30 protein-coding genes are annotated in these 24,523 nt (G+C 61.7%); 12 read left to right on the top strand and 18 right to left on the bottom strand.

Going from position 1 to position 24,523, the window contains the following annotated elements; all coding sequences use genetic code 11:
- Positions 1–97: 97 nt before the first annotated feature.
- Together metG and H7F36_RS10605 are read left to right on the top strand one after the other, a co-directional pair.
- On the top strand, positions 98–2,212 hold the full coding sequence (gene metG, locus H7F36_RS10610; RefSeq protein WP_187054633.1) for a methionine--tRNA ligase: 2,115 nt from the start codon (positions 98–100) through the stop codon (positions 2,210–2,212).
- 1 nt (position 2,213) lies between these two features.
- Positions 2,214–2,435, top strand: a complete 222-nt coding sequence (locus H7F36_RS10605) for a hypothetical protein (protein ID WP_187054632.1) — start codon at positions 2,214–2,216, stop codon at positions 2,433–2,435.
- 29 nt (positions 2,436–2,464) lie between these two features.
- Here the strand turns inward: H7F36_RS10605 and H7F36_RS10600 are convergent, their stop codons facing one another.
- The gene (locus tag H7F36_RS10600) at positions 2,465–2,977 is read right to left on the bottom strand and encodes an outer membrane protein assembly factor BamE (protein ID WP_187054631.1); all 513 of its coding nucleotides are present in this window, start codon (positions 2,975–2,977) and stop codon (positions 2,465–2,467) included.
- A gap of 41 nt (positions 2,978–3,018) precedes the next feature.
- Between H7F36_RS10600 and H7F36_RS10595 the strand changes: the two genes are divergently transcribed.
- Both H7F36_RS10595 and H7F36_RS10590 read left to right on the top strand, forming a co-directional pair.
- A complete protein-coding gene (locus H7F36_RS10595) occupies positions 3,019–3,225 on the top strand; it encodes a DUF3460 family protein (protein ID WP_187054630.1) in 207 nt (68 codons plus the stop codon).
- Between the two features lie 6 nt (positions 3,226–3,231).
- The gene (locus H7F36_RS10590; protein ID WP_187054629.1) at positions 3,232–4,098 is read left to right on the top strand and encodes a segregation and condensation protein A; all 867 of its coding nucleotides are present in this window, start codon (positions 3,232–3,234) and stop codon (positions 4,096–4,098) included.
- Between the two features lie 158 nt (positions 4,099–4,256).
- Here H7F36_RS10590 and H7F36_RS10585 read toward each other — a convergent pair whose 3' ends face one another.
- From H7F36_RS10585 to H7F36_RS10570, 4 genes are all read right to left on the bottom strand, one after another.
- A complete protein-coding gene (locus H7F36_RS10585) occupies positions 4,257–5,279 on the bottom strand; it encodes an NAD(P)H-dependent glycerol-3-phosphate dehydrogenase (RefSeq protein ID WP_187054628.1) in 1,023 nt (340 codons plus the stop codon).
- Positions 5,280–5,333: 54 nt separating this feature from the next.
- Positions 5,334–5,792, bottom strand: coding sequence for a protein-export chaperone SecB (secB, locus tag H7F36_RS10580; protein ID WP_187054627.1), 459 nt, complete (start codon positions 5,790–5,792; stop codon positions 5,334–5,336).
- 101 nt (positions 5,793–5,893) lie between these two features.
- Positions 5,894–6,169: a glutaredoxin 3 gene (grxC, locus tag H7F36_RS10575; RefSeq protein ID WP_187054626.1), complete on the bottom strand. Its 276-nt coding sequence runs from the start codon at positions 6,167–6,169 to the stop codon at positions 5,894–5,896.
- A 52-nt stretch (positions 6,170–6,221) separates the two neighbouring features.
- A complete protein-coding gene (locus H7F36_RS10570) occupies positions 6,222–6,629 on the bottom strand; it encodes a rhodanese-like domain-containing protein (RefSeq protein ID WP_187054625.1) in 408 nt (135 codons plus the stop codon).
- Between the two features lie 69 nt (positions 6,630–6,698).
- Here H7F36_RS10570 and gpmA point away from each other — a divergent pair, with 69 nt between their 5' ends.
- From gpmA to H7F36_RS10555, 3 genes are all read left to right on the top strand, one after another.
- The gene (gene gpmA / locus H7F36_RS10565) at positions 6,699–7,442 is read left to right on the top strand and encodes a 2,3-diphosphoglycerate-dependent phosphoglycerate mutase (RefSeq protein ID WP_187054624.1); all 744 of its coding nucleotides are present in this window, start codon (positions 6,699–6,701) and stop codon (positions 7,440–7,442) included.
- A 130-nt stretch (positions 7,443–7,572) separates the two neighbouring features.
- Entirely contained in the window at positions 7,573–9,009 is a 1,437-nt protein-coding gene (locus H7F36_RS10560) for a S41 family peptidase (protein WP_187054623.1), read from the top strand.
- 30 nt (positions 9,010–9,039) lie between these two features.
- Positions 9,040–9,828 carry a HesA/MoeB/ThiF family protein gene (locus tag H7F36_RS10555; protein WP_187054622.1) on the top strand — a complete coding sequence of 263 codons (789 nt, stop codon included), beginning with the start codon at positions 9,040–9,042 and terminating at the stop codon, positions 9,826–9,828.
- A gap of 49 nt (positions 9,829–9,877) precedes the next feature.
- On the opposite strand, the gene H7F36_RS10550 is transcribed toward H7F36_RS10555, so the two are convergent.
- Together H7F36_RS10550 and H7F36_RS10545 are read right to left on the bottom strand one after the other, a co-directional pair.
- Positions 9,878–11,923: an AsmA family protein gene (locus H7F36_RS10550; protein ID WP_187054621.1), complete on the bottom strand. Its 2,046-nt coding sequence runs from the start codon at positions 11,921–11,923 to the stop codon at positions 9,878–9,880.
- 112 nt (positions 11,924–12,035) lie between these two features.
- Positions 12,036–12,668 carry a response regulator transcription factor gene (locus tag H7F36_RS10545; RefSeq protein WP_187054620.1) on the bottom strand — a complete coding sequence of 211 codons (633 nt, stop codon included), beginning with the start codon at positions 12,666–12,668 and terminating at the stop codon, positions 12,036–12,038.
- A gap of 104 nt (positions 12,669–12,772) precedes the next feature.
- On the opposite strand from H7F36_RS10545, the gene H7F36_RS10540 reads away from it, so the two are divergent.
- From H7F36_RS10540 to H7F36_RS22160, 5 genes are all read left to right on the top strand, one after another.
- Positions 12,773–14,125: a CHASE3 domain-containing protein gene (locus H7F36_RS10540; RefSeq protein ID WP_261802572.1), complete on the top strand. Its 1,353-nt coding sequence runs from the start codon at positions 12,773–12,775 to the stop codon at positions 14,123–14,125.
- A gap of 120 nt (positions 14,126–14,245) precedes the next feature.
- Positions 14,246–14,410 (top strand): DUF1328 domain-containing protein, encoded by a 165-nt coding sequence (locus H7F36_RS10535; protein ID WP_187054619.1) that lies wholly within the window; start codon positions 14,246–14,248, stop codon positions 14,408–14,410.
- Positions 14,411–14,524: 114 nt separating this feature from the next.
- On the top strand, positions 14,525–14,902 hold the full coding sequence (locus H7F36_RS10530) for a hypothetical protein (protein WP_187054618.1): 378 nt from the start codon (positions 14,525–14,527) through the stop codon (positions 14,900–14,902).
- Positions 14,903–14,939: 37 nt separating this feature from the next.
- Entirely contained in the window at positions 14,940–15,320 is a 381-nt protein-coding gene (locus H7F36_RS10525; RefSeq protein ID WP_187054617.1) for a phage holin family protein, read from the top strand.
- A gap of 217 nt (positions 15,321–15,537) precedes the next feature.
- Complete coding sequence (locus tag H7F36_RS22160) at positions 15,538–15,822, top strand: hypothetical protein (protein WP_261802571.1); 285 nt, start codon at positions 15,538–15,540, stop codon at positions 15,820–15,822.
- Between the two features lie 103 nt (positions 15,823–15,925).
- On the opposite strand, the gene H7F36_RS10515 is transcribed toward H7F36_RS22160, so the two are convergent.
- The 11 genes from H7F36_RS10515 to H7F36_RS10465 form a co-directional block, all read right to left on the bottom strand.
- Complete coding sequence (locus tag H7F36_RS10515; RefSeq protein WP_187054615.1) at positions 15,926–16,384, bottom strand: BON domain-containing protein; 459 nt, start codon at positions 16,382–16,384, stop codon at positions 15,926–15,928.
- A gap of 101 nt (positions 16,385–16,485) precedes the next feature.
- Positions 16,486–16,683, bottom strand: a complete 198-nt coding sequence (locus tag H7F36_RS10510; RefSeq protein ID WP_187054614.1) for a CsbD family protein — start codon at positions 16,681–16,683, stop codon at positions 16,486–16,488.
- A gap of 127 nt (positions 16,684–16,810) precedes the next feature.
- Complete coding sequence (locus H7F36_RS10505) at positions 16,811–17,635, bottom strand: DUF429 domain-containing protein (RefSeq protein WP_187054613.1); 825 nt, start codon at positions 17,633–17,635, stop codon at positions 16,811–16,813.
- Between the two features lie 90 nt (positions 17,636–17,725).
- Positions 17,726–18,148 carry a BLUF domain-containing protein gene (locus H7F36_RS10500; protein WP_187054902.1) on the bottom strand — a complete coding sequence of 141 codons (423 nt, stop codon included), beginning with the start codon at positions 18,146–18,148 and terminating at the stop codon, positions 17,726–17,728.
- A 3-nt stretch (positions 18,149–18,151) separates the two neighbouring features.
- The gene (gene folE / locus H7F36_RS10495) at positions 18,152–18,883 is read right to left on the bottom strand and encodes a GTP cyclohydrolase I (protein ID WP_187054612.1); all 732 of its coding nucleotides are present in this window, start codon (positions 18,881–18,883) and stop codon (positions 18,152–18,154) included.
- 16 nt (positions 18,884–18,899) lie between these two features.
- A complete protein-coding gene (locus tag H7F36_RS10490) occupies positions 18,900–19,640 on the bottom strand; it encodes an endonuclease/exonuclease/phosphatase family protein (protein WP_187054611.1) in 741 nt (246 codons plus the stop codon).
- The gene (gene nudB / locus H7F36_RS10485) at positions 19,637–20,104 is read right to left on the bottom strand and encodes a dihydroneopterin triphosphate diphosphatase (RefSeq protein WP_187054610.1); all 468 of its coding nucleotides are present in this window, start codon (positions 20,102–20,104) and stop codon (positions 19,637–19,639) included. Before nudB ends, H7F36_RS10490 begins: the two co-directional genes overlap by 4 nt.
- Positions 20,105–20,121: 17 nt before the next feature.
- Positions 20,122–21,924, bottom strand: a complete 1,803-nt coding sequence (gene aspS / locus H7F36_RS10480; RefSeq protein ID WP_187054609.1) for an aspartate--tRNA ligase — start codon at positions 21,922–21,924, stop codon at positions 20,122–20,124.
- A 38-nt stretch (positions 21,925–21,962) separates the two neighbouring features.
- Positions 21,963–22,586, bottom strand: coding sequence for a DUF502 domain-containing protein (locus H7F36_RS10475; protein WP_187054608.1), 624 nt, complete (start codon positions 22,584–22,586; stop codon positions 21,963–21,965).
- 8 nt (positions 22,587–22,594) lie between these two features.
- On the bottom strand, positions 22,595–22,987 hold the full coding sequence (locus tag H7F36_RS10470; protein ID WP_187054607.1) for an FmdB family zinc ribbon protein: 393 nt from the start codon (positions 22,985–22,987) through the stop codon (positions 22,595–22,597).
- Positions 22,988–23,061: 74 nt separating this feature from the next.
- Entirely contained in the window at positions 23,062–24,510 is a 1,449-nt protein-coding gene (locus H7F36_RS10465; protein ID WP_187054606.1) for a sodium:solute symporter family protein, read from the bottom strand.
- Positions 24,511–24,523 lie beyond the last annotated feature (13 nt).

Below are 24,523 nucleotides of genomic sequence, written 5' to 3'. Positions count from 1 at the left end.
TCTCGACAGTTCAGGGAAATGGGGGCGTCCGAGCGGGCACGCTGGCAGGCAGCATACGCCGCCTAAAATGCCGGTCTCCCTCTGAAAGCGTCTCTCGATGTCCCCGCGCAAGCTCTTCGTTACCACTGCCCTGCCCTACGCCAACGGCAAGTTCCACATCGGCCACATCATGGAATACATCCAGGCCGACATCTGGGTGCGGTTTCAGCGCATGCAGGGCGCGGAGGTCAATTTCGTTTGTGCCGACGACGCGCACGGAGCCGCCATCACCATCGCGGCCGACAAGGCCGGCATCACGCCGCAGGCCTTCGTGGCCGAGATCGCGGCCGGCCGCAAGCCCTACCTCGACGGCTTTCATATCGCCTTTGACAACTGGAGCACGACCGATTCACCGGAGAACCACCAGCTCGCACAGGAGATCTACCGCGACCTGCGCGACAAGGCAGGCTTGGTGACGGTGAAGACGGTCGAGCAGTTCTACGACGCGGCCAAGGGTATGTTCCTGGCCGATCGATTCATCAAGGGCGAATGCCCGGTGTGCCACTCGAAAGACCAGTACGGCGACAACTGCGAAGTGTGCGGCGCGGTGTACGCGCCGACCGAGCTGATCGACCCATATTCGGCACTGTCCGGCGTGAAGCCCGAGCTTCGCAGTTCCGAGCACTTCTTCTTCAAGCTGTCGGACCCGCGCTGCGAGGCGTACCTGAAGAACTGGACCACGGCCCCCGGCCACGTGCAGACAGAGGTGCAGAACAAGATTCGCGAGTGGCTCTACAAGGACGAAGACGGTAACGGTGGCTTGGGCGACTGGGACATCAGCCGCGACGCGCCGTACTTCGGCATTGAAATCCCGGACGCGCCCGGCAAGTATTTCTACGTCTGGATGGATGCGCCGGTCGGCTACCTTGCATCGCTAAAGAACTTGTTGGACAAGCGCTGCATCGAGCTGGGCGGCGATGGCATCTCGTACACCGAGTACATGGCCGACCCCGATCTGGAGCAGGTGCACTTCATCGGCAAGGACATCATCACCTTCCACACGCTGTTCTGGCCCGCCATGCTGCACTTCAGCGGCCGCAAGACGCCCGACGCGATCTATGTGCACGGCCACTTGACCGTCAGCGGCGAGAAGATGAGCAAGAGCCGCGGCACCGGCATCGACCCGCTCAAGTATTTGTCGGTCGGCCTCAATCCGGAATGGCTGCGCTACTACCTGGCGGCCAAACTCAACGGCCGCAACGAAGACCTGGACTTCAACCCCGACGACTTCGTGGCGCGGGTCAACAGCGACCTGGTCGGCAAGTACATCAACATCGCGAGCCGCGCGGCGGGATTCATCGGCAAGCGCTTCGGCGGCAAGCTGGGCGAGGCGTCAGGTGATGGCGCCGAACTGCTCGCGGCGCTGCGTGCTGGCGCGGCGGATATCGCCAAGCTGTACGACGATCGCGACTTCGCGCGCGCCCTGCGAGACACGATGGCGTTGGCCGACCGCGTCAACGCTTACGTCGATGCCAACAAGCCATGGGAGCTAGCCAAGAAAGAAGGAATGGAAGCGCGGCTGCACGACGTATGCACCGTCTGCATCGAGGCTTTCCGTTTGCTCACGCTCTACCTGAAGCCGGTGCTGCCGGCGTTGGCGCTCAACGTCGAGGCCTTCCTGGCCATCGAGCCGCTGACTTGGATGGATGCCAACCATCCCCTTGCTGCGGGACACGTGATCGGCGACTACAAGCACCTGATGCAGCGCGTCGATGCCAAGGTGCTCGACGTATTGTTCGAGCCCAACGAAGCGGCCGTGCCCGTGCCCGATCTGAAGACCGAAGTCGAAACCGTGGCCGCCGACGTCGCGCCGGGCGGCGAAGCCATCGCTTCGACCATCACAATCGACGATTTCACCAAAATCGATTTGCGCATTGCAAAGATCGTTGCATGCGAAAAAGTCGAAGGGTCGACCAAGCTGCTGCGGCTCACGCTCGATGCGGGCGAGGGCAAGATGCGCAACGTGTTCAGCGGCATCGCCTCAGCCTACCAACCCGCACAACTGGTCGGCAAGCTGACCGTGCTGGTCGCCAACTTGGCGCCTCGCAAGATGAAGTTCGGCATCAGCGAAGGCATGGTGCTCGCCGCGAGTCACGCGGACGAAAAAGCCAATCCAGGAATCCACGTGCTGGAACCTTGGCCGGGTGCGGTGCCGGGGATGCGGGTGCGATGAAATGATGCGCTTGCGGCTCGCACTGACCACGCCGGCATTGGCACTCGTGGTCGCGGGCTGTGCGCTGCTTTCGGGCTGCGCGGTGGTGTCGGTCGCGAGCACCGTGGTCAGCGTGGGGGCCGGGGTCGTCGGATTGGGCGCAGATGCGGTCATCGGCACCGCGCGCATCACCGGCAAGGCGGTCGGTGCTGCAGCCGATGCGGTGATTCCCAGCAAGGATTGAGCGCCGCGCGGGCGGGACTTGCGCATCGATCAGGGCGCCTCGGTCCCCTTGTCTGGAGAAGAGCCGCTGCGCACCACGCGTTGATCGTCGTTCAACACCGCAGTGAACACCATCGGCGAATTCGGCGGCTGCACCCAGCGCCATTCCCATTCGGTCTCGCGCTTTAGCGCATAGGGCGTGACCTTGGCCGGCTTGCCGAGCAGCTTGCGGAGCACTTCCATCGGCATGCCGGCCTGCACTTTGGCAAAGTTCTCGGGTGTCAGCACCTGTCGCAGCGCGGTCATTCTGCCGTCGGGGCCGATGGTGATCATGTAGTTCTTTTGGCCTTGCGGCTGGCGGTTGTATTCGAACACCCGACTGCCAGGCGATCCGGGCGCATCCCAGACGTTCTCGGGTTGCCCGAACCGGGCGCGCACGTCCGCTTCGGTCGCAACGCCCTCTTCCAGCTCGCGGATGGCCTGGTTGTCGCAGCCCGCCAGCATGGTCAGCAGTGCCACAAGGCAGACGGCCGCCCACCCGTGAATCCAGTTTCGTCCGCGCATCGCTTCCCCCCGTAAAATTGAGCTAACCGAGGTTTCAGTCTATGTCCTTCTTTCGCCGCGCCCACTACACGTCCGAGATCACCAGCTTCATCAAAGAAATGAAGGAAAAGAAGCCGACCCTGGAGGCTGAGCAACGCGCCGGGCGAGCCTTGCTGTGGGACAAGCACCTCGACCGCGGCCTCCTCGACGAGTACGGTGAAGCGCGGGTGCCGATGCAGCCCTACGTCTACCAGACGATCGTCAAGTAAGCGTCGATGCGCAGAGACGCGCGGAGCGGCAACAGCGACGGCGACGAGGTCGTCGCACTTATGCCCGAGGTGGTCGATCAGGTCGCGTTGGCCCGCCTGTATGGCGAGCCGCTTTTCGCAATGCCGAAAGACCTGTACATCCCGCCCGAGGCGCTGCAAGTTTTTCTCGAAGCTTTCGAAGGGCCGCTCGATCTGTTGCTCTACCTCATCCGGAAACAGAACTTCAACATCCTCGACATTCCGATGGCGGGGTTGACGCGGCAGTACCTCACCTACGTCGACGAAATTCGCCACACCAACCTCGAGCTGGCCGCCGAGTACTTGCTGATGGCAGCGATGCTGATCGAGATCAAGTCGCGCATGCTGCTGCCGCCTAAAAAGACGGCCGATGGCGAAGAAGCCGAAGACCCTCGGGCCGAACTGGTGCGCCGGCTGCGCGAGTACGAGCAGACCAAATTGCATGCCGCTGCCCTCAGCGCAGCGCCGCAACACGGCCGCGATTTCTGGAAAGGGCAGGTTTATATCGAACAATCGCTCAAGCCGCGGTTTCCCGATGTGGACGCGGTCGATCTGCGCGACGCCTGGGCCGACATCCTGAAGCGCGCGAAGCTCGTGCAGCACCACCACATTTCGCGTGAAGAGCTGAGCGTGCGCGAGCACATGAGCATCGTCCTGCGGCACTTGCAGGGGCGCCAGTTCGTCGAGTTCGAAAAGCTCTTCGACGTGACGCGCGGCACGCCGGTGCTGATCGTCACCTTCATCGCGATGCTCGAGCTTGCGAAAGAAACGTTGATCGACATCACGCAGGCCGAGGCATTCGCCCCGATCTATGTGAGGTTGGCATACACGCCCGCCCCAGCGACGCACGTTTAAGACACGCCACCCGACGAACCGGGTTGGGTTCGATACGAAGGGGTAGCGCCGACCCGCAGCGCCCGTCGTCTCGAGTGTATCGAGCCGTAACGCGCACTACGCGTTTCCGGCAAGTCGGCTGGTCCCAACGTTACTCTCAGGCGCCTTTTGAGCCCCTCTCAGCTGCCTTCAGCCGATGCCTCGCGACCCATCAATGCGGCGACTACCGCGGCCGTGCTCTGCGATCCGTTCAGCAAGGCCACGACGCCTTCTGCGATCGGCATATCGATCCCAAGATAGCGCGCGCGCTGCACCACCGTGCGCGCGCAGTACACACCTTCTGCCACGTGACCCAGCGACGCGACCGACTGTTCGAGCGAACGGCCTTCTGCCAGCAGCAGTCCGATCTTGCGATTGCGCGACAGGTCGCCAGTGGCGGTCAAAACGAGATCGCCAAGCCCTGATAGACCCATGAAGGTTTCAGGTCGCGCACCCAGCGCCACGCCGAAGCGCGTCATCTCGGCCAGGCCGCGAGTGATCAACGCTGCACGCGCGTTGAGTCCGAGCGCCAGGCCATCGCACAAACCGGTCGCGATCGCCAGCACGTTCTTGACGGCGCCGCCCACCTCGACGCCAACGATATCGTCGTTTGCATAGACGCGGAGGCTGGGACCGTGGAAAGCTTCTACAAGCGCCGTGCGTACGGTTGCATGACGGCTTGCGGCAACCAAGGCAGTGGGATTCGACTGCGCTACTTCCTGCGCGAAGCTGGGCCCGCTGAGTACGCCGGCCAGCAGTTCTGGCGCCACCTGCGCCTGGACTTCATGAGCGAGCAAGCCAAAGAAAGGCTTGTCGCCAAGCTCGCAGCCCGGAGCCACCAACGCCGATTCAACGCCCTTGCAGAGCCATACAACCGGCACCGCAGTGCCGCGGAGGCTTACGAGCTGGCTGCGTAACGCCGCCACTGGCGTCGCGACGATGACCAGTTCGGCATCGGCAACAAGATGGCCTTGCCCAACCGCGCGGACCGACATGCCTGCGGGAAAGTGAATGCCCCGTAGGTAGCGCACGTTCTCTCGCGCGGCTGACATGCGTTCGGCCTGTGCAGCATCGCGTGCCCACAAGACCACTTCGTGCCGCGCTGCCGCGTTGACCGCCAACGCAGTGCCCCAGGCGCCGGCGCCGATCACGCTGATCTTCATGGCTTCAACGGAATGGGAACTCCAGGCCCAGCGAGTTACCGAAGCCCGAAACGCTTATTGCGTCGTGATCGCCTGCGGCTGACCGGCGGCCTGCGCCTGCTGCTGCTCGTACATAGCCTGGAAGTTGATCTCGGCCAGGTGCACCGGCGGGAAGCCGCCGCGCTGGATCACGTCGGCGACGTTGCCGCGCAGGTACGGGTAGACGATTTGCGGGCAAGCGATGCCTAGGATCGGACCCATCTGGTCTTCGGGCAGGTTACGGATCTCGAAGATGCCGGCTTGCTTGGCTTCGACCAGAAACACGGTCTTGTCCTGGATCTTGGTCTGCACGGTGGCCGACACGGTGATCTCGTAGATGCCTTCGGTCACCGGCTGGGCATCGACGCCGAGTTGGATGTCGACCGTCGGCTGCTCTTGCTCCAGCAGGATGCCGGGCGAGTTCGGCTGCTCGAGCGACAGGTCCTTGAGGTAGACGCGTTGAATCTGGAACACGGGATCGAGGGTGTCTGCCATGGCTAACTTTCGAGGATCAAAACAATGCCCGCCGGAGACATATTTCTGCAGCGGGCTGATGGAGGGTAGCCGGAGATTATCGCCGCGCCGAACTCAGGGAATCAGACGGACGCGCTCTGCGTCCCTTGAAGCAAAGGCACCAGGCCGCCGCGGCTGTCGAGCGCCATCAGCTCATCGCAGCCACCGACGTGCGTGTCGCCGATGAAGATTTGCGGCACGGTACGGCGCTGTGTCACTTCCATCATCGTGGCGCGTGCGGCCGGATCGCTGTCGATGCGGATCTCTTCGATCTGCTCGACGCCCTTGGCTTTCAAAATCTGCTTGGCGCGAATGCAGTACGGGCAAACGGCGGTGGTGTACATCTTTACGGGTTGCATGGTCATCCAGTTCTGGGGCCGTGGGAGGCCCGTCAGTAGTGAGGCGAGGCGCTCAAGCCTTTTCTATGGGCAGGTTAGCGTCTTTCCAGCCCTTGAGACCGCCGCCCACCACTTGGGCCTGCTCGTAACCCAGTTTCTTTGCGATGGCCAGCGCGCGGCCGGCGCGGGCACCCGTCGCGCACATCAGCAAGACCGGCAGCGACTTGTTCTTGACCGTGTTCGACAGCTTGGCCTCCAACTGGTCGAACGGCACGTTGCGCGAGTTGGTCACGTGGCCAGCAGCGTACTCATCGGGCTCGCGCACATCGACGACCACTGCGCGCTCGCGGTTGATGAGTTGCACCGCGCCCTGCGCTGTGAGCGAGCCGCCTGCTCCGCCGCGAATCAGCGGCCATGCGAGCATCGCGCCCGAACTGAGCGCAATCAGGATGAGCACCCAGTTGTCGATGATGAATTTCACGGTAGTCCTTGAATGGCAAACCGCCGATTTTAGAATGGCACGTTTCGTACGCGTCGCCAAAGGCCCCAAATGCACAAGTTGGTACTGATTCGCCATGGCGAATCGACCTGGAATCTCGAAAACCGCTTCACCGGCTGGACCGACGTCGACCTGACGCCGACCGGTGTCGACCAGGCCAAGCAGGCCGGGCGCCTGCTCAAGGCCGAAGGCTATGAGTTCGACGTGGCCTACACCAGCGTGCTGAAGCGCGCCACGCGCACGCTCTGGCACACGCTGGACGAACTCGATCGCACCTGGCTGCCGGTGGTGCATTCATGGCGTCTCAACGAGCGCCATTACGGCGGCCTGCAAGGGTTGAACAAGGCCGAGACGGCCAAGAAATACGGTGACGAGCAGGTGCTGGTCTGGCGCCGCAGCTACGACACGCCGCCGCCGCCGCTGGAGCCGACCGACCCACGCAGCGAACGCGGCGACGTGCGCTATGCCAAGCTGGCGGCAGAGCAGATTCCGTTGACCGAATGCCTGAAGGACACGGTGGCGCGCGTTTTGCCGTTCTGGAACGAGTCGATGGCACCGGCCATCCGCTCCGGTCGGCGCCTCGTCGTCGCAGCGCACGGCAACTCGATCCGAGCGTTGGTCAAATACCTCGATGGCATTTCCGATTCGGATATCGTCGGCCTCAATATTCCAAACGGCATTCCGCTCGTCTATGAACTCGACGACGATTTAAAACCGCTGCGACACTACTACCTCGGCGATGCAGACGCGGCAGCCAAAGCTGCGGCCGCGGTTGCATCGCAAGGCAAGGGCTGAAGCCACCGTTGACGCAGGAGCGCATGCCGCTTGTCGATGCGTTGACTGTTTGTGCCAAGGCTGGGGAACCCCGGCAGGCAAATTGCTTCCAAGCTGTGTATATTGGTTTGAGCCACAAGGACACTCTCAAATGGGCCAGAAACTGAAGATCACCGGCTGGATCGCCGCCGGCGCCGTTGCTGGCGTGTTGACCACCGTCTCTTTGCAGACGGTTGCACGGGGCTCTCTCGCCCCGTTGCCACTCGAAGAATTGCAACAACTCGCGGCCGTTTTCGGCATGGTGAAAAGCGATTACGTCGAGCCGATCGACGAAAAGAAGCTCATCTCCGATGCAATTTCCGGCATGGTCGCCGGTCTCGACCCGCACTCGCAGTACTTCGACAAGAAGTCCTTCAAGGAATTTCGCGAAGGCACGACCGGCCGCTTCGTCGGCGTCGGCATCGAGATTTCGCAGGAAGACGGGCTCATCAAAGTCGTATCACCGATCGAGGGCTCACCGGCCTTCCGCGCGGGCCTGAAGCCGAACGATCTGATCACCAAGATCGACGACACGGCGGTGCGCGGCCTGAGCCTCAACGACTCGGTCAAACGCATGCGCGGCGAGTCGGGCACGAAGGTGCTACTCACCATCTTTCGCAAGGACGAGAACCGCACTTTTCCCGTGACCATCACGCGCGAAGAAATCCGCACGCAGTCGGTTCGCGGCAAGGTCATGGAACCCGGCTATGCATGGATTCGCCTGTCGCAGTTCCAGGAACGCACTGTCGACGACTTCGTGAAGAGGGTCGAAGAAATCTACAAGCAGGAGCCCAACCTTAAGGGCATGGTGCTCGATCTGCGCAACGATCCGGGCGGCTTGCTGGATGCGGCCGTCGCCATTTCTGCTGCCTTCTTGCCGGAGAACGTGACTGTGGTGACGACCGACGGTCAACTGGCTGAAAGCAAGTCGGTCTACAAGGCGTCCCCCGAGTTCTATCAGCGCCGTGCCGGCAGCGATCCGTTGAAGAGCCTGCCCGCAGGCCTCAAGACCGTGCCGTTGGTGGTGCTGGTCAATGAAGGCTCTGCATCCGCGAGCGAGATCGTGGCGGGCGCGCTGCAAGACCATAAGCGCGGTACCGTCATGGGCAGCCAGACCTTCGGCAAGGGCTCGGTGCAGACCGTGCGTCCGCTGGGTCCGGACACCGGCCTGAAGATCACCACGGCGCGTTACTACACGCCGAGCGGCACCTCGATCCAGGCCAAGGGCATCGTGCCAAACGTGCTGGTCGACGAGAGCGCCGAGGGGAGCCCGTTCGCCGCGCTGCGTATGCGCGAAGCCGATCTCGAAAAGCATCTTTCCAGCGGTCAGGGTGCGGAGGTCAAAGACCCGGAACGCGAAAAGGCCCGCGATGACGCACGCAAGCGCCTCGAAGAGGAAGCCAAGAAGCCGCCGCAAGATCGCAAGGTGCCTGAGTTCGGCACCGACAAGGACTTCGCTCTGGTGCAGGCACTGGCGAAGCTCAAAGGCAACCCGGTGGTTGTGAGCAATACGCAGGTCGAGCGCAAGGAAGAGAAGAAAGAAAATTGAGCGATTGAACTGAGCGAGTCTGTTTTTCCCATGGACGACGATGAGGCAAACAGCGGGGGGAACAGCGAGGATGACCGAGCTTTGCTTCGGTATTCCCGGCACCTGCTGCTGGAAGAACTCGATATCGACGGCCAGGCGCGGCTCACTGCAGCGCGTGTTCTGGTTGTCGGCGTCGGCGGACTTGGTTCCCCTGTGGCGCTTTACCTCGCCGCGGCGGGGGTCGGCCACATCACCCTCATCGATGATGACACGGTGGATCTCACCAACTTGCAGCGTCAGATCGCGCACACCACCGCGCGCGTCGGACAGCGCAAGGTCGACTCCGCTGCAGCTGCAATGCGTGCGATCAACCCAGACATCACGATCGAAGCGATCGGCGAGCGGGCGGACGGTGGCCTGTTGGACCGGCTGGTCGCTTCGTCGAATCTGATCGTCGATTGCTCGGACAATTTCGCCACCCGCCATGCCGTCAATCGCGCCTGCGTCATGCATCTCCGACCGCTCGTGGCCGGTGCAGCCATTCGATTCGACGGACAACTCGGCGTATATGACCTGCGCAACGATCAGTCGCCCTGCTATGCCTGCGTGTTCCCGCCAGACGCCGAGGTCGAAGAAACGCAGTGCAGCGTGCTGGGCGTCTTTGCTCCCGTCGTCGGCACAATCGGCACCTTGCAGGCCCACGAGGCATTGAAGCTACTGGCAGGCATAGGCACTTCCCTGGCGGGCCGGCTGCTGATGTTCGATGGGCTGGCGACGACCTTCGACCAAGTGAAGGTGGCGCGCGATCCGAGTTGCCCCGTCTGCGCGAGCCGCGGATAGATAGACGGCTGTCGTCGCGCTACCGATGCATGGGCGCTCGGCTGCCTGTTTATGGGACAGCGGTCTTGGCAGACTTTGCCTTGGCGGCGCCGCTGGCGGCAGCACCCACACCCGGCTTTTGCGCGTCCGCCAGCACGCCCTCGCAATCGGCATCCTGACCTGGTCCGGTTTCGATCGTGGCGGCCAGAGCGAGCAACGGGTTGATCGCGCCCAGCGCCAGGGCCACCAGGCCGCGACCCGCGAGTGGCGCCACTTCGATAAATGGCTTGGGTGAGCCAAACGTACCCTTGATCGTCAACGGCGTACGCAACGACAGGATGCTCATGTCTTTGGGCTGAGGCTTGATCACGAAGTCCAGAGACTCGTTGGCAAAGCTCGCATTGCCCGTCGCGTTGAAGACAGTGTCATCGGTGTCGAAGACGATGGTGCGTGTACTCATCAACCCCTTGTCGACGTTGAGCGCGACCGCGCCACATCGCAGCGTCACATTGTGGTCTCCACGCAGCAAGAACTTGATGATCTCGCCACCGTCCAGTCCTAAAAACTCGAGTAGCAGATTACTGAACTGGCCCTTGCCAGTGATGGCTGCGATATCGCCCGACGAGGTCGCAAGCCACGATGCGACCGAGTTGCCCTGACCCGACAGATTCACTCGCCCATCGAGTTTGCCGAAGCTGGTCTTCAAGGTTTCGACCTTCGGGATCAACCGGTTGAGCTGCATACCCCGCACATCGAGCGACGCGCGGATGTCGGCAGGATTCTTTGCCGCGTCGATGCGAATCGCACCGCCGATCCTGCCGCTGGCCACGCCGAGGTCGAGCGGATCGAGGGTCAACACGCCGTCGGCCAACTTCACCTTCACGCTGCCCCGGTCCAGCGGCACCTGTCGCACGTTGGTAATGCGATCCGCCACATAGGAGACGTCGGCGTTCATGGCGCGCAGTCGCTCGAAGTCGAGCCTCGCGGTCGGCAGCACGCGGGTACCCGGATCGCGTTGGGCCTTCTTGACTTGCGAAATCGTGGGCGGAGGGGCAACGCCTTCTACCGCGTTGGCAGACCGCTCTGTCGGCGGTAGGCCGATCAACGGGCCGAGATCGTCCATGTCCATGACACGCGAACGCAAGCTACCCGAAAGGTAGGGCAGCTTATGTCCCTGGTCGAATTTCATATCGCCGCCGATGTCGGACAAGCCCAGCTTGCCTTTCATGGCCGCCACGCTCCAGAGCTTGCCGTTCTTGCGAAGCTCGCCGCCGAGTGCGTAAGGCGAGGTTTGCGGCAATGCGATGCCGAGCAGCGGGAACAGGTCGCCGAGGTTCTGGCCCTTGATGTCGAACTTGGCGTCGATGCCTTCCAGCGTTGACAACTCGGCAGCCGTGCCGTGCACGCTCAGTGTGGTGTGACCTGCGGTCGCCTTGATCTCCAGCGGAAACGGCGGCGCACCGGCGGCTTTTAATTGCAAGACGTTGCCGGTCCGGCCGACAGCGGTCAACGGCTGCTTTTGGTATGTGCCCTTGACCTTGTAGTCGAGCGGCATCTCGCCGCGACTGGTGTCGAAGTTGAAGTCGACATGCAAGTCGACACCCAGGTGTTTGGCGAGAAAGTCAACTGCGCCGCCATCGACCTGGAGCAGTCCGATCGTCGGCGTGGTGCTGGTGTCCGAGGTGTCTTTGCCGAGCGCCCAAGTACGTCTTCCGTCCTGCTCCATCTGTAACCCGAGGACGGGTGAGGTCAGCGACAAACGGGGGATGATCACCTTCTTGGCGAGCAGCGGCCAAAACCGGATGTCGAACTCAGCGCGGTCCGCCTTAACAAGGTAAGGTTCGCGCGCCCAGGAAGGGTTGGCGAATTCGATGCCGTCGAACTTGATTGTCGCGCCACGAAGGCCGACGCCCACATCGAGGTGCCGCGTGATCTCGAACTTGCGGCCGGTTTTTTCGCTGACGTACCGGTTGATCGGTCCGCGAAGCACATCCCACGGAAAGAACACGACAACCAGAGCCAGTACGAGGAGCAACGCGACGACCACTGTCAGCACCTTGAGCGCGAGCGGGCGCTGCGTCGGGCGAGAAGATGGGCTCGTAGCGCTTGCATTCATGCGCGGAGACTACCGGGCCGTTGGCCGGAAGGAGGTCGGTGCCGGGCCGCACAAGGCGTGCGGCATTGCCTACGCCCTGCACGCGCTGGCGTGCCGGGTGTAGCAGGTCGGATCAGTCGATCAACTTGTTCTTCAATGCGTAGTAGGTCAGATCGCTGTTCGACGACAGGTTCATCTTTTCCATCAAACGCGTGCGGTAGGTACTGACCGTCTTGACCGACAGCGACAATGTCTTGGCGATGTCGCCGGCGGTTTCGCCCTTGGCCAGTTTCAGGAAGACCTGGAATTCGCGCTCCGACAATTGCTCATGCGGCGCTGCGTCGTCCTTCCGGTCGAGCTGACGCGCCAGCAGTTCGGCCACGGCCGGCGTGATGTAGCGGCGGCCCATCGACACGGTACGGATCGCGTTCACGATTTCGATCGGATCGCATTCCTTGTTGAGGTAACCGCTCGCGCCTTGGCGAATCAGGTTCATCGCGTAATGCTCTTCAGGGTATCCGCTCAGAATCAGGATTCCGACGTCGGGCGCCTTGGCGCGAATCATTGCCAGAGCGTCGATTCCGCTTTGACCCGGCATGGACAAGTCCATCACGAGAACATCCAGTTCCGTGGTTCGCACCAGTTCGATGGCCTCCCGACCGCTCGCCGCTTCGCCTGCTACTCGCAGGTCGACATGCTCGGAGAAAAACTGACGCAGCCCCGAGCGCACGATGGCGTGGTCGTCCACAATCCCGATCTTGATCATCTGTTACTTTCTACGTTGCATCGCAGGTCGATGCACTGCTGATTGTCCGGTCCCTGATCCCACAGATTATTCCCGAAATTGAACACGGAGCATCCTGAGAGTTCATGCGTTGGTTAGCGTTCCCGAAGATGGCCCTCGGCCTTACCCTGGCCGTTCTGGCCGCTTGCGCGCTGGTCGGCATCAATGAAGTGGGGTTCCGTCAATCGAACCGCGCACTGGCAGAAATCAGCCAGGCACAACAGGTTCGCCTGGTCCTCAACGGGTTGATGCAGACCATCCTCGATGCAGAAACGGGCCAACGGGGATATCTGTTGACGGGCGATGAACGCTACCGCGAACCCTACGATGCGGCGGCAAAGCAGATCGACGGGCAGCTTGCGATGCTCCGCACGCTGTACACCGACCATCCCGTCGAGCTCGCGCGCCTTTCGTTGCTGGCAAGCCACGTATCACGCAAGCAAGCGGAAATGGACATGAGCGTAAGGCTGCGAAAGTCCGGCGCCGAAGACGCATGGAAGTTCGTGATGACGACGGATGTCGGCCGCGAAGAGATGAACGCCATCCGCACACAGGCCGACCAGTTGGTGGCCGTCAGCAACGAAGCGCTGTTCAAGGGGCAGGCACAGATCGCCGAAGCCTTGAAGCTGGCACGCATCGGCATCGCGGTCGTCGCACTTGCGGCCCTGGTCGCCTTCTACCTGTATTTGCGGCAGAGTCATGCACTCCAGTCGGCCGGAGAGCGCCAGCAAGAAGCCTTGCAGCGCGAACGCAACGTGCTGGAAGACGAAGTGCGCAACCGCACGGCCATGCTCGCCGAGCTGGCAACCCACCTGCAGGACGTACGTGAAAACGAGCGAGGCTATCTCGCCCGCGAGCTGCACGATGAACTCGGCTCGCTGCTTACGGCAGCCAAGCTGGACGTTGCGCGGTTGAAGTCGAAGCTGGCCGACTCGGCCGACGCGACGCAGCGACTCCAACATTTGACCGATCTGCTCAACAGCGGCATCGCCCTCAAGCGCCGCATCATCGAAGATTTGCGGCCATCGTCGCTGTCGAACCTGGGTCTCATTGCATCGCTGGAGATTCTGGGGCGCGAATTTGCTGACCGCTCGGGCATCCGGGTCGAGATGGCGCTGGAGCAAGTGGTGCTGGACGAGGGGCTTCAGCTCACCATCTATCGCATGGTCCAGGAGAGCCTGACCAACATCGGCAAGTACGCGGAAGCCAACGAGGCGACGATCGTTCTGAAGAACTACGAAAACCATGTGATTGCCGAAGTTCGAGACAACGGCAAGGGCTTCGATCCGCGCAAGGTACGCCCGGCAACGCACGGACTCGCCGGCATGCGTCATCGTGTGGAAGCAGCACACGGCAAGCTGACCATTACATCGACGGATGGACAGGGGACTCTGGTAAGTGCCATGCTGCCGGCTACCAAAGCTCCGTCACCGGATTGACCGATTCGTCCCTCTCCTACGCCCTGCGACCGCCGCTGCTGACAGGGGTTTTGAGTAGCGCCACTTACTGTGTAAAGCATCCGTCCAGCAGGTGGACGGAGGTATTCCAAGGAGCCCTTCATGCTGCACTACACAGTTGTCTTTCTGGTCATCGCGCTGATTGCTGCGGTGTTTGGCTTTGGTGGCATCGCTGCCGGCGCCGTTGGCATCGCCAAGATACTTTTCTTCGTCTTCGCGGTGCTCACCCTGATCAGCTTCTTCATGGGCCGCTCCCGCAAAGGGTGAACGCCTGAAGGGTTTCAATCCACCGACGGAGTCCGGATACTTGCGGAAAACGCCTCAGTTCAAAAATCACCTCCGTCCGCTACGCTGTCACACTCACTGAAAGGAAATTCGACAATGAATACCACCGCTTCCAAGACCGCATCGCAACTTGCCGACGATGCACGCCAAACGGCCAACGACGCCATTGACAGTACCCGTGCCTACGCACAAAACGCAGTGAATGCTGCGGGTGAAAAAGTACGCGACATGAAGCGCGACTTCGAACCCAGCGTCGAACAGTTGGCGGCACGTGTCCAGCAAGCAGTTCAGCGCGGTCTCGACGCCGCATCGAGCACCAGCGCACGTGCGCAACGCAACATCGAAAAGGCCGCGGATGTCACCGGCCGGTACATCTCCGACCAGCCGGTTCGTTCGGTGCTTGTCGCAGCAGCGGCCGGTGCGGCCATCACCGCGTTGATTGTGCTCGCAAGCCGCCGTCGGGACGACTACTAGCCGCTGAAGCCAGGCTTGCTCTCGCCCAACGCACGACATGCTTCATCCCATTTTTTCAACGGTGCTCGGGCACCCGGAACTGGTCGCCGATCACATTGCCAATTACGCCGCTCTTTTGAAAGAAGAAACTGCGGCCGCAGGGCGCGGTGTCTTCCGACGGATCATTGCCAGCGTGCTGGCCATCGTTAGCGCCCTGTTGGCGCTTGGGCTAATCGGCATTGCCGTCATGCTCGGCGTGCTGCATGGTTCGTTCAATTGGGTGCTGGTGATTGTTCCGGGAGTTGCAGTGTTCGTTGCGGCTATATCTGGCTACCTCGCGGCGCGGCCTTCTGCGTTCCACCCGTTCGACGACTTCCGCGAGCAACTCGGTGCCGACATGAGTGCTCTTCACGCAGCTGGAGAACACCGTGGCCGCTAATGCATCCTCTTCGTCGTCTTTCGCGTTGACCGCGCAAGAGCGCCTTGCACTGTCTCGCAGAGCGCTGGTTCACCAGCTGCGAGGCGGGCGGCCGGAGCCTGCGGTAAGCGAGAGCTTTGGGGACGGCGACGGCAACGGCGGCACCAACTATGACAATGAAGCGTACGTCGGCAAAGGCGACCGTCCAGGGCTTCTAGACCGATTCGCATGGACTTCGATGGCCAAGCGTGTTGGCCAACGCTGGTGGCGCCGCCATCCCGCCAATACGGTAGGACAGCTTGCCCAGCCACTGCTGGAGCATTACGCGCGTCAGCAACCCTTCAAGCTGGTCGCCATTGCCACTGCAGCCGGTGCAGTGCTGGTGTTGGTCAAGCCTTGGCGACTGCTCTCGGTGACTGCGGTCATTGCGGCTGCGATGAAGACATCCGACATTGCCGATGTTGTAAATACGTTGATGCAAAACCGCGTTCCGGACGAATCATCTAAATCCGCGAACGGGTGATTGCAGGAGCAGTCCATTCCTGCGACAGACAAGTTGGTCGCACTCATGCAGCAAAAAGCCCGGGTGACCGGGCTTTTTGCTGCATGTTTGAAATCGACACACTTCAGGCTCGAACCTCCAGCTGATTCTTTACAGAAGTCACCCCGTGTACGCTCTTGGCGATGTCTTCGGCGCGTGACTTGGCCTCTGCGGTAGGCGCTGGGCCTTTGAGATTGACCACCCCGGCGGTGGTGGTGACGTTTATCTTGATCGCGCTCAAGTCAGGGTCTTTCGCAAGGCCGGCAGCCACAGCGGCGGTGATCGCCGCATCGTCTACCGTGGCGGAGATTGCCGCGCCCGCATCCTTGATATCAGCCTTGAGCTTAGGGTCCGCAATCATTTCCCCGGTCTTCGCCGCCGCGGTTTTTGCAGCCTGCTCGGTCTTGGCAATGCCCGCGTCGACCTTCTCGCCTACGGTTCGGTTGTTGCCGCTGTCACAGGCCGAAAGCGCTGCGGCCCCTGCGATCGCGAGAACGAAAAACGCGGCCATTGGCCGCGGAAAGGTGCGAATCGCTTTGTTCATAGAGAAGCTCCTGCCGATTGCGACGCTTGGTCCATCGCATGGATTGCCCGCAAACGCTCGCACGTTGGCGGGCACCTGCACGCGGTGCGGTACGGTCGAAGTCAGAGCTTGTCAGCGCCCGACTTGATGGCGTCTTTTGCCTTTTCCTTGACATCGCCGTAAGTGCTTTGCACCTTACCGGAAGCCTGGTCGCCCAAGCCTTCGCCTTGGAGCTTTTCGTTGCCCACGACCTTGCCAGCAACTTCCTTGACCTTGCCCTTGGCTTGATCCAGACGACCTTCAACTTGATCCTTGTTCATGACGTTTTCCTTCCAAATGAGTAGATGAACACGTGGCTCAGAAATAAGAACCACTGGTGTCAATCTAAATGTGTAGCGCAAATACCGATGGGGCCGCAGGCCGCATACCGACGTAGGACAACGAAGCTCACGCCGTAAGGATCCATCCTTCAAGCGGATCGATGCCAGAGGGCAAACCGAACCCAACCGGTGGCTCGTTTTTTCGCGCCAGCGCCCATGCTGCTTGCACCAGACACAGTGCGGCATCGAGGCGGTCGCCACGCGCATCGGCGAGGAGCAGGGCACGCTGCGGGTCGTTCAATTTAAGCGCAAGGCCGAGCCGCGTTGCTCCCTGCTCCAAAGCAGACAGCAAGTCGGCGCGTGCGACGGCACGTTCGGGCGTCTGCTTTTTGACATCGTCGCTCTTGTAGCTGCGGCGCCCGATCAGTTCACGCGCCAGCATGCCGGGATATGCCTCCAACGCGATGCGCCGGGACTTGTCGCTTCTAGCCTGCAAGCCCGGGAATGCAGCGCCCGCAGCGATGAGTCGCGGAACGCCCGCGTGCAGCATGAAAGCCACTGGCGGATTGACCCACTTCATTGATGGACTCGACCCCGCCGGACCATCGGTAGCGCGGTGCGCGAACTTGCCGCCCACAGGGCGCGCTGCGCAGAACGCAGAGAATGCGAGCCGAATGTCGGCACGGGCCAGCGCAGCGTAGTGCGCCATCAAGGCCACCCACTCCAGGGGCCAGCCGAGTTGCTCGACCAGTTCGCGCGGCAGTCCGAACGGGAGATCGAATCCTCCGGTCCATTCAGGCGTCGCATGGAGCCAATTGGCCCATTGATCGAGCGAAGCGAAATGTTCGAAGCGGCCGAGGACGACATGGCTGCCGTGAAGAGTGCCGACCGCGACGACGATCGGCTTGCGCGAGGTGGGCGCGCTAGAAAAGTCGCAGCCTAAGAGAAGCATGACGACGAGCCTGCGATCGAATGCGCCGGGGCAGAAGCTAGCGTGAACACTGAACCGACCGCCGTATTCAAGCCGGCGTCAGACCACAGGTCAGTGCCGACCCACGATCGCCGCACCCGCCATCAACTCCTCCAGCAAGGCCATCGACACCTTGCCTGACACTGCATACGGATTGAGTTCGGGCTTTTCAGAATACTTGAGCAGCGTGGAAGAATTGAGCCGCGACAGATTGACCTGGCCCATCGTCCAGCCGCCGAAGCGACGCTCGGTGATTTCCTCGAAATGCAACAGGAGCACGTCCTTGTGGCGGGGATCTTTCTGAATGTGCCCGTACAACTCGCTGATAGCGGTACGTCCGCCTTCGATCGCCTGCAAGAAGATGCCTTGCCCATAGCAAAGAATGCCGGTAATGCCACACGCGGTGTTGTGTGCGCGCGAGGGACCGAGGATGGATTCGATGGCTGCCGCGCTGGTGTCGACCGCGCGGCTTGCATAGAGAAGTCGGACCAACATCATTCAGCCCTTTCGCGGCAGAAGTGAAAGGAATTCGCGACGCAGGTTAGGGTCTTTAAGAAACACGCCGCGCATGACGGAGTTGATCATCTTGCTGTCCATTTCCTTCACGCCGCGCCATGCCATGCAGAAGTGCTCTGCTTCCATGACGAGGGCGAGGCCATCGGGCTGCGTCTTTTCTTGAATGAGGTCGGCAAGTTGCACCACGGCCTCTTCCTGGATCTGAGGACGACCCATCACCCATTCGGCAAGCCGTGCGTACTTGGACAGCCCGATCACGTTGGTGTGCTCGTTCGGCATGATGCCGATCCAGAGCTTGCCGATGATCGGGCAGAAGTGGTGCGAACATGCGCTGCGCACCGTAATCGGCCCGACGATCATCAGTTCGTTCAAGTGCTCGGCATTGGGAAACTCGGTCAGCTTGGGCGGCGGAACATAGCGGCCGGCGAACACCTCGTTGAGGTACATCTTGGCAACGCGCCGCGCTGTGTTGTCGGTGTTGTGATCGTGCTCGACGTCGATCACCAGGCTTTCGAGCACGCCCTTCATCTTGATCTCGACCTCGTCGAGCAACGCCGCCATTTCCCCCGGCTCAATGAAGTCGGCGATGTTGTCGTTGGCGTTGAAGCGCTTGCGCGCCGCGGTCAGCCGCTCACGAATCTTGACCGACACGGGCGTGCCTTCGTCGTCATCGCCGCGGTCGGCGCCCTGTGCGGTATCAGCTTTCTTCAACATGCTGGAATCCTATCAATCAAAGCAAAAAATCGGTCACCAAGGGCAGGTGATCCGACATGCGCGACCAGATGGGACCGCGCGGGGCAGAGCATTCGACCGGCTCGATATGGCGCCCATAAATAAAATCGAGCTGCGCGACGGGCAATCGCGATGGGTAGGTCAGCGTGCGCGTACCGTGCACGTCACGCAGGCCCATTGCATTCATTGCGACGCGCATGCGCGCGCCCCAGTCGTTGAAGTCGCCCGCTACGATGACGGCTTCGTCGGGCGAAATCTCACGCTCGATGAACTCACGCAGTCGCACGATCTGCCGCACGCGGCTGCCCTTGATCAGGCCCAAGTGAACGACGATGGCGTGCACCGGTCGGTCGTTGATGTCAATGACTACATGCAGCAGGCCGCGCTGCTCGAATCGGTGGTCTGAAATATCATGGTGGCCCTGGCGCAGTACCGGCCAACGCGTGAGCAACGCATTGCCGTGTTCGCCGTGCCGTGTCACCGCGTTGGTTTCGTAGACCGCCGTATACCCCTCGGGCGCCAAAAAATCTGCTTGCGGCAATTCGGGCCACTGGCTGAAGCGCGCTGCCGCCTGCCGGTTCATCTTGCGCACTTCCTGCAGGCAGACGATGTCGGCGTCGAGCTGCTCGATGGCATGCCCCAAGTTATGGATTTCCAGTCGACGCGCGGGGCCGATCCCTTGCACACCTTTATGGATGTTGTAGGTGGCCACACGCAATGTCGAGCTCGAACCGGTCATTGCGCAAATTGTGGCAGTAACAGAATAGCTTCGGCGTTGGACGGCGAAAAGCAGGCGTCGGCCGCATCCCGGTAAGGCAGCCATTTCCAAGCGGTGTGCTCCCGCGGTGCGAGCGTAGGCACCAACCGCTCGGGCACGCGCAAGCTGAACAGGTGTTCGGTGTTGTGCCTTGTGCCTGGCGCGTATCGACCAAGCCACTGCGAATAGATTTCGTACACGTTTTGTACCTGCCAGTCGACCAGTTGCGATGCCAACGCGCTGTCTTCGCCGCACTCGATACCGGTTTCTTCTCCGACTTCGCGTGCGGCGGTCAGTGCCAACGGCTCCTTAAGCGCATCTTTGCTGCCGGTGACCGACTGCCAGAACTCATCGGCGTCGGCGCGTCTGATGAGTAGTACGTCGAGTGCAGGCGTATGGATCACTACCAACACCGACTCGGGGATTTTCCAGGCACGTTCGGTCATCGTGCCTCCCGATGCCGTCAGGCTTCCTGGACGTTACGCAGCTTGATGTGGAGCTCGCGCAGTTGCTTCTCGTCGACCGGGCTCGGCGCCTGCGTGAGCAAGTCCTGCGCGCGCTGGGTTTTGGGAAAAGCGATGACGTCGCGGATCGATTCGGCGCCCGTCATGAGCATCACCAGGCGGTCGAGACCGATGGCGATGCCGCCGTGCGGCGGCGCGCCGTATTGCAGCGCGTCGAGCAGGAAGCCGAACTTGTGCTGCGCGTCTTCTGCGTTGATCTTGAGCGCGCGGAACACCTTGCTTTGAACTTCCTCGCGATGGATACGCACCGAGCCGCCGCCCATCTCGATGCCGTTGAGCACCATGTCGTAGGCCTTGGCGATGCACTTCTCCGGTGCCGTGTCCATCAGGTCTTCATGACCGTCCTTGGGCGCGGTGAACGGGTGATGTACGGCCGACCAGCGCTGACCTTCTTCGTCGAATTCGAACATTGGAAAGTCGACCACCCAAAGCGGTGCCCAGCGGTCGTCGAAGAGCCCGGCCTTCTTGCCGAAAGCGCTGTGACCGATCTTCACGCGCAACGCGCCGATCGCGTCGTTCACGACCTTTTCCTTGTCGGCGCCGAAGAACAGGATGTCGCCGTTGCGGGCGCCGGTGCGCGCGATGATCTCGGCCAGAGTGGCGTCGTCGAGGTTCTTCACGATCGGGCTTTGCAGGCCTTCACGGCCGGCCGCTGCATCGTTCACCTTGATGTACGCCAGGCCCTTGGCACCGTAGATCTTGACGAACTCAGTGTAGGCATCGATCTCGCTGCGCGGCATGCCGCCTTCACCGCCGCCACCCTTGACGCGCAGGGCGACGACGCGGCCGCCATCCATCGTCGCGGCGTTCGAGAACACCTTGAAGTCGACGCGCTTCATGAGTTCGGTCAGCTCGGTGAACTCGAGCTTGACGCGCAGGTCGGGCTTGTCGGAGCCGTACTTGAACATGGCGTCCGAGTACGTCATCGTCGGGAACACGGGCAAATCGATGGCGGCCGCCGAGCGAAACACCTGGCGAATCATCTTTTCGAACATCTCGCGGATTTCTTCTTCCGCCATGAACGAGGTTTCAATGTCGATCTGCGTGAACTCCGGCTGGCGGTCGGCGCGCAGGTCTTCGTCGCGGAAGCATTTGACGATCTGGTAGTAGCGGTCGTAGCCGGCCACCATCAGGAGCTGCTTGAAGAGCTGCGGCGACTGCGGCAGCGCGAAGAAGCTGCCGTCGTGCACACGACTCGGCACCAGGTAGTCGCGCGCGCCTTCGGGCGTCGACTTGCCGAGCATCGGCGTCTCGATGTCGATGAAGCCGTTGGCATCGAGGAACTTGCGCGCCTCCATCGTCACCTTGTAGCGCAGCATCATGTTGCGCTGCATCGCGGGGCGGCGCAGGTCGAGCACGCGGTGCGTGAGGCGCGTCGTCTCGCTCAGGTTGTCGTCGTCCAGTGTGAACGGTGGGGTCACGGACGGGTTGAGCACCTTGATTTCATGGCACAGCACTTCGATCTTGCCGCTCTTGAGCGTGTCGTTGACCGTGCCTTCAGGCCGTGCTCGCACCAGGCCCTTGACCTGCACGCAGAACTCATTGCGCAAGTCTTCGGCAATAGCGAACTGCCCGGCACGGTCGGGATCGCACACCACCTGCACGTAGCCTTCGCGGTCGCGCAGATCGATGAAGATGACGCCGCCATGGTCGCGCCGACGATTGACCCAACCGCAAAGGCTGACGGTTTCACCCAATCGGGCCTCGGTCACCAGACCGCAATATTCAGAACGCATGAGCATGATGATTTCCGGCGCCCGCGGGGCGCGTCTTGTCTTGTTTACTGCTTGATCGCCACCGTGGACGGACCGCCTGGAACGACCACCCCCATCGACACGATGTACTTGAGCGCGTCGTCCACGCTCATCTTCAATTCAATGCAATCGCTTCGCTTGAGCATCACGAAGTAGCCACCTGTCGGATTGGGCGTGGTCGGCACATAGACTCCGAGATAGTCCCCGCCACCCATGTGCTCGAGCACATCGGCACCCGGCGTGCCCGTCACGAAAGCGATGGTCCAGAGACCCTCACGCGGCCATTGCACCAGCACGGCCGTACGAAACGCATTGCCGTTCTCGGAGAACAGCGTATCGGACACCTGCTTCACGCTCGAATAAATAGACCGCACGACCGGAATGCGCCGCACTACCGCGTCGCCCCATCCCAGCAACCGCTTGCCGACGAAATTGCTGGCGACCGCGCCCACTGCCAGCAGGATGGCCAGCGTAAGCAGCACGCCCAGGCCGCGCACCTTGTGGTCGAACAGCCACTTTTGCCAGTCGTCGGGCAGCAGCCACAACGTCTGGTCGAGCGTGCCGATGATCCAGTTCAGCACGCCCAGCGTGATGACCAGCGGCACGATGACCAGCAAGCCTGACAGGAGCCATTTGCGAATCGCGTGCATGAAAAGTCTCAGTCGCCCTTGGCTGCTGGCTTTGGCGAAGGCGGCGCGGCGGCAGGCGTGCTGGCCACGGCGGGCGCGGGCGAAGCGGCCGGCGCTGCGGGGCTTGCAGCCGGTGCGTCGGCGCTGCCGCCGCTGGCGGGTTCGGCCGACTTGGCATCCGACTTCTGATCCGGCGTGTCGCCGGGCTTGTCTGATTTGTCTGCCGGCTTCTTGCCTCCACCCTCGCGGAAGTCGGTCACGTACCAGCCCGAGCCCTTGAGCTGAAAGCCTGCCGCGGTCACCTGCTTCTCGAACGTGCTCTTGCCGCAGTTCGGACACACCGTGAGCGGTGCGTCGGACATTTTTTGCAGCGAGTCTTTGGCGAAGCCGCAGGAACTGCATTTATAGGCGTAAATGGGCATGTAGGGGCAAGCAAAAATGCGGCAGAACGCCGCTTGCAAAGCCCTCGATTATAAGGGCGCTCCCCTACTGAAGTTCAGGCTAGCTCGGTCGCCAGCGGACGATGCGGAGTGTGCGTGTTGCCGACCCACTGGGGTGCGAGCGAGCCGCCCACGATCCCGACAAACGAGGCTACGAGGCCTGCCAGTTGCGCCGGGAAGACGGCTCCCCAAGGCATCGCCAAAAACAACACCCAAAAACCGATGCCCAGAACGATCGAAGCAATGGCGCCCTGCGTGGTCGCGCGCCGCCAGTACAGTCCACACACCAACGGCACGAAGGCGCCCACCAATGGCACCTGGTAAGCGCCGGAAACCAGTTCATAGATTGGAGTGCCCTGCATCCGGATCGCATAGGCCAGCACGGCACCGCTAAATACCAGCACGGTCACGCGCATCGTCTTGAGATTCGATTTGTCGTTGCCGGCCGGGCGAAACTGCCGCCAGATGTTCTCGGTGAAAGTCACGCTCGGGGCCAGCAGCGTCGCGGAGGCGGTCGATTTGATGGCCGACAGCAATGCACCAAAAAACAGCACCTGCATCACGAACGGCATCTTTTCGAGCACCAGCGTCGGCAGCACCTTCTGCGGATCGTCCTTGAGCAGCTGCGCCGCCTCCTCCGGCATGATCAAAAGCGCGCTGGCCACGAGGAACATCGGCACGAAGGCGAAGAGGATGTACGCCACCCCGCCGATGATCGGCCCGCGCGTTGCCGACTTGACGCTGTTGGCCGACATGACGCGCTGGAACACATCCTGCTGAGGAATGGAGCCCAGCATCATCGTGATGGCCGCAGCAAAGAAGAAGATCATGTCCTTGAAGCTCGGCTCGGGCCAGAACTTGAAGAGGTCCTTGCTGGTCGCGAAGTCGATGACCTTGCCGGCACCACCCGCCATGTTGCCCGCAAACACCGCTATCACGGCCAGGCCCAGCACCAGGATGATCATCTGGATGAAGTCGGTCACCGCGACTGCCCACATGCCGCCGAAAAGCGTGTACGCCAGGATCGACACCACACCTATCGTCATGCCGATCGGGATGCTGATGGCACCGGCCGACAACACATTGAACACCAGCCCCAGCGCGGTGACCTGTGCCGACACCCAACCCAGATAACTCAGCATGATGATGAGGGAGCACGCCACCTCGACGATGCGGCCGTAGCGCTCGCGGTAGTAGTCGCTGATCGTCAGCAACGTCATCCGGTAGAGCTTGCCGGCAAAGAAGAGCCCGACAAGGATCAGGCAGGTGCCTGCGCCGAACGGGTCTTCGATCACGCCGTGCAGCCCGCTTTCGATGAACTTGGCGGGAATGCCGAGCACCGTTTCCGAGCCGAACCAAGTCGCGAATGTCGTCGTCACGATCATGTACAGCGGCAGATGCCGCCCGGCGATTGCGAAGTCGGTGGTGTTTTTGACGCGCCGGGCCGCATACAGGCCAATGGCGATGGTGATCAGCAGGTAGACAGCGACCAACGTGAGCAGCACGGCCAGCTCTCCT

This window comes from Variovorax sp. PAMC28562 (assembly GCF_014303735.1).
Lineage (GTDB): Bacteria > Pseudomonadota > Gammaproteobacteria > Burkholderiales > Burkholderiaceae_C > Variovorax.
Note: the sequence above shows the minus strand (reverse complement) of the source record. Positions and strands in the feature narration are given on the sequence as shown.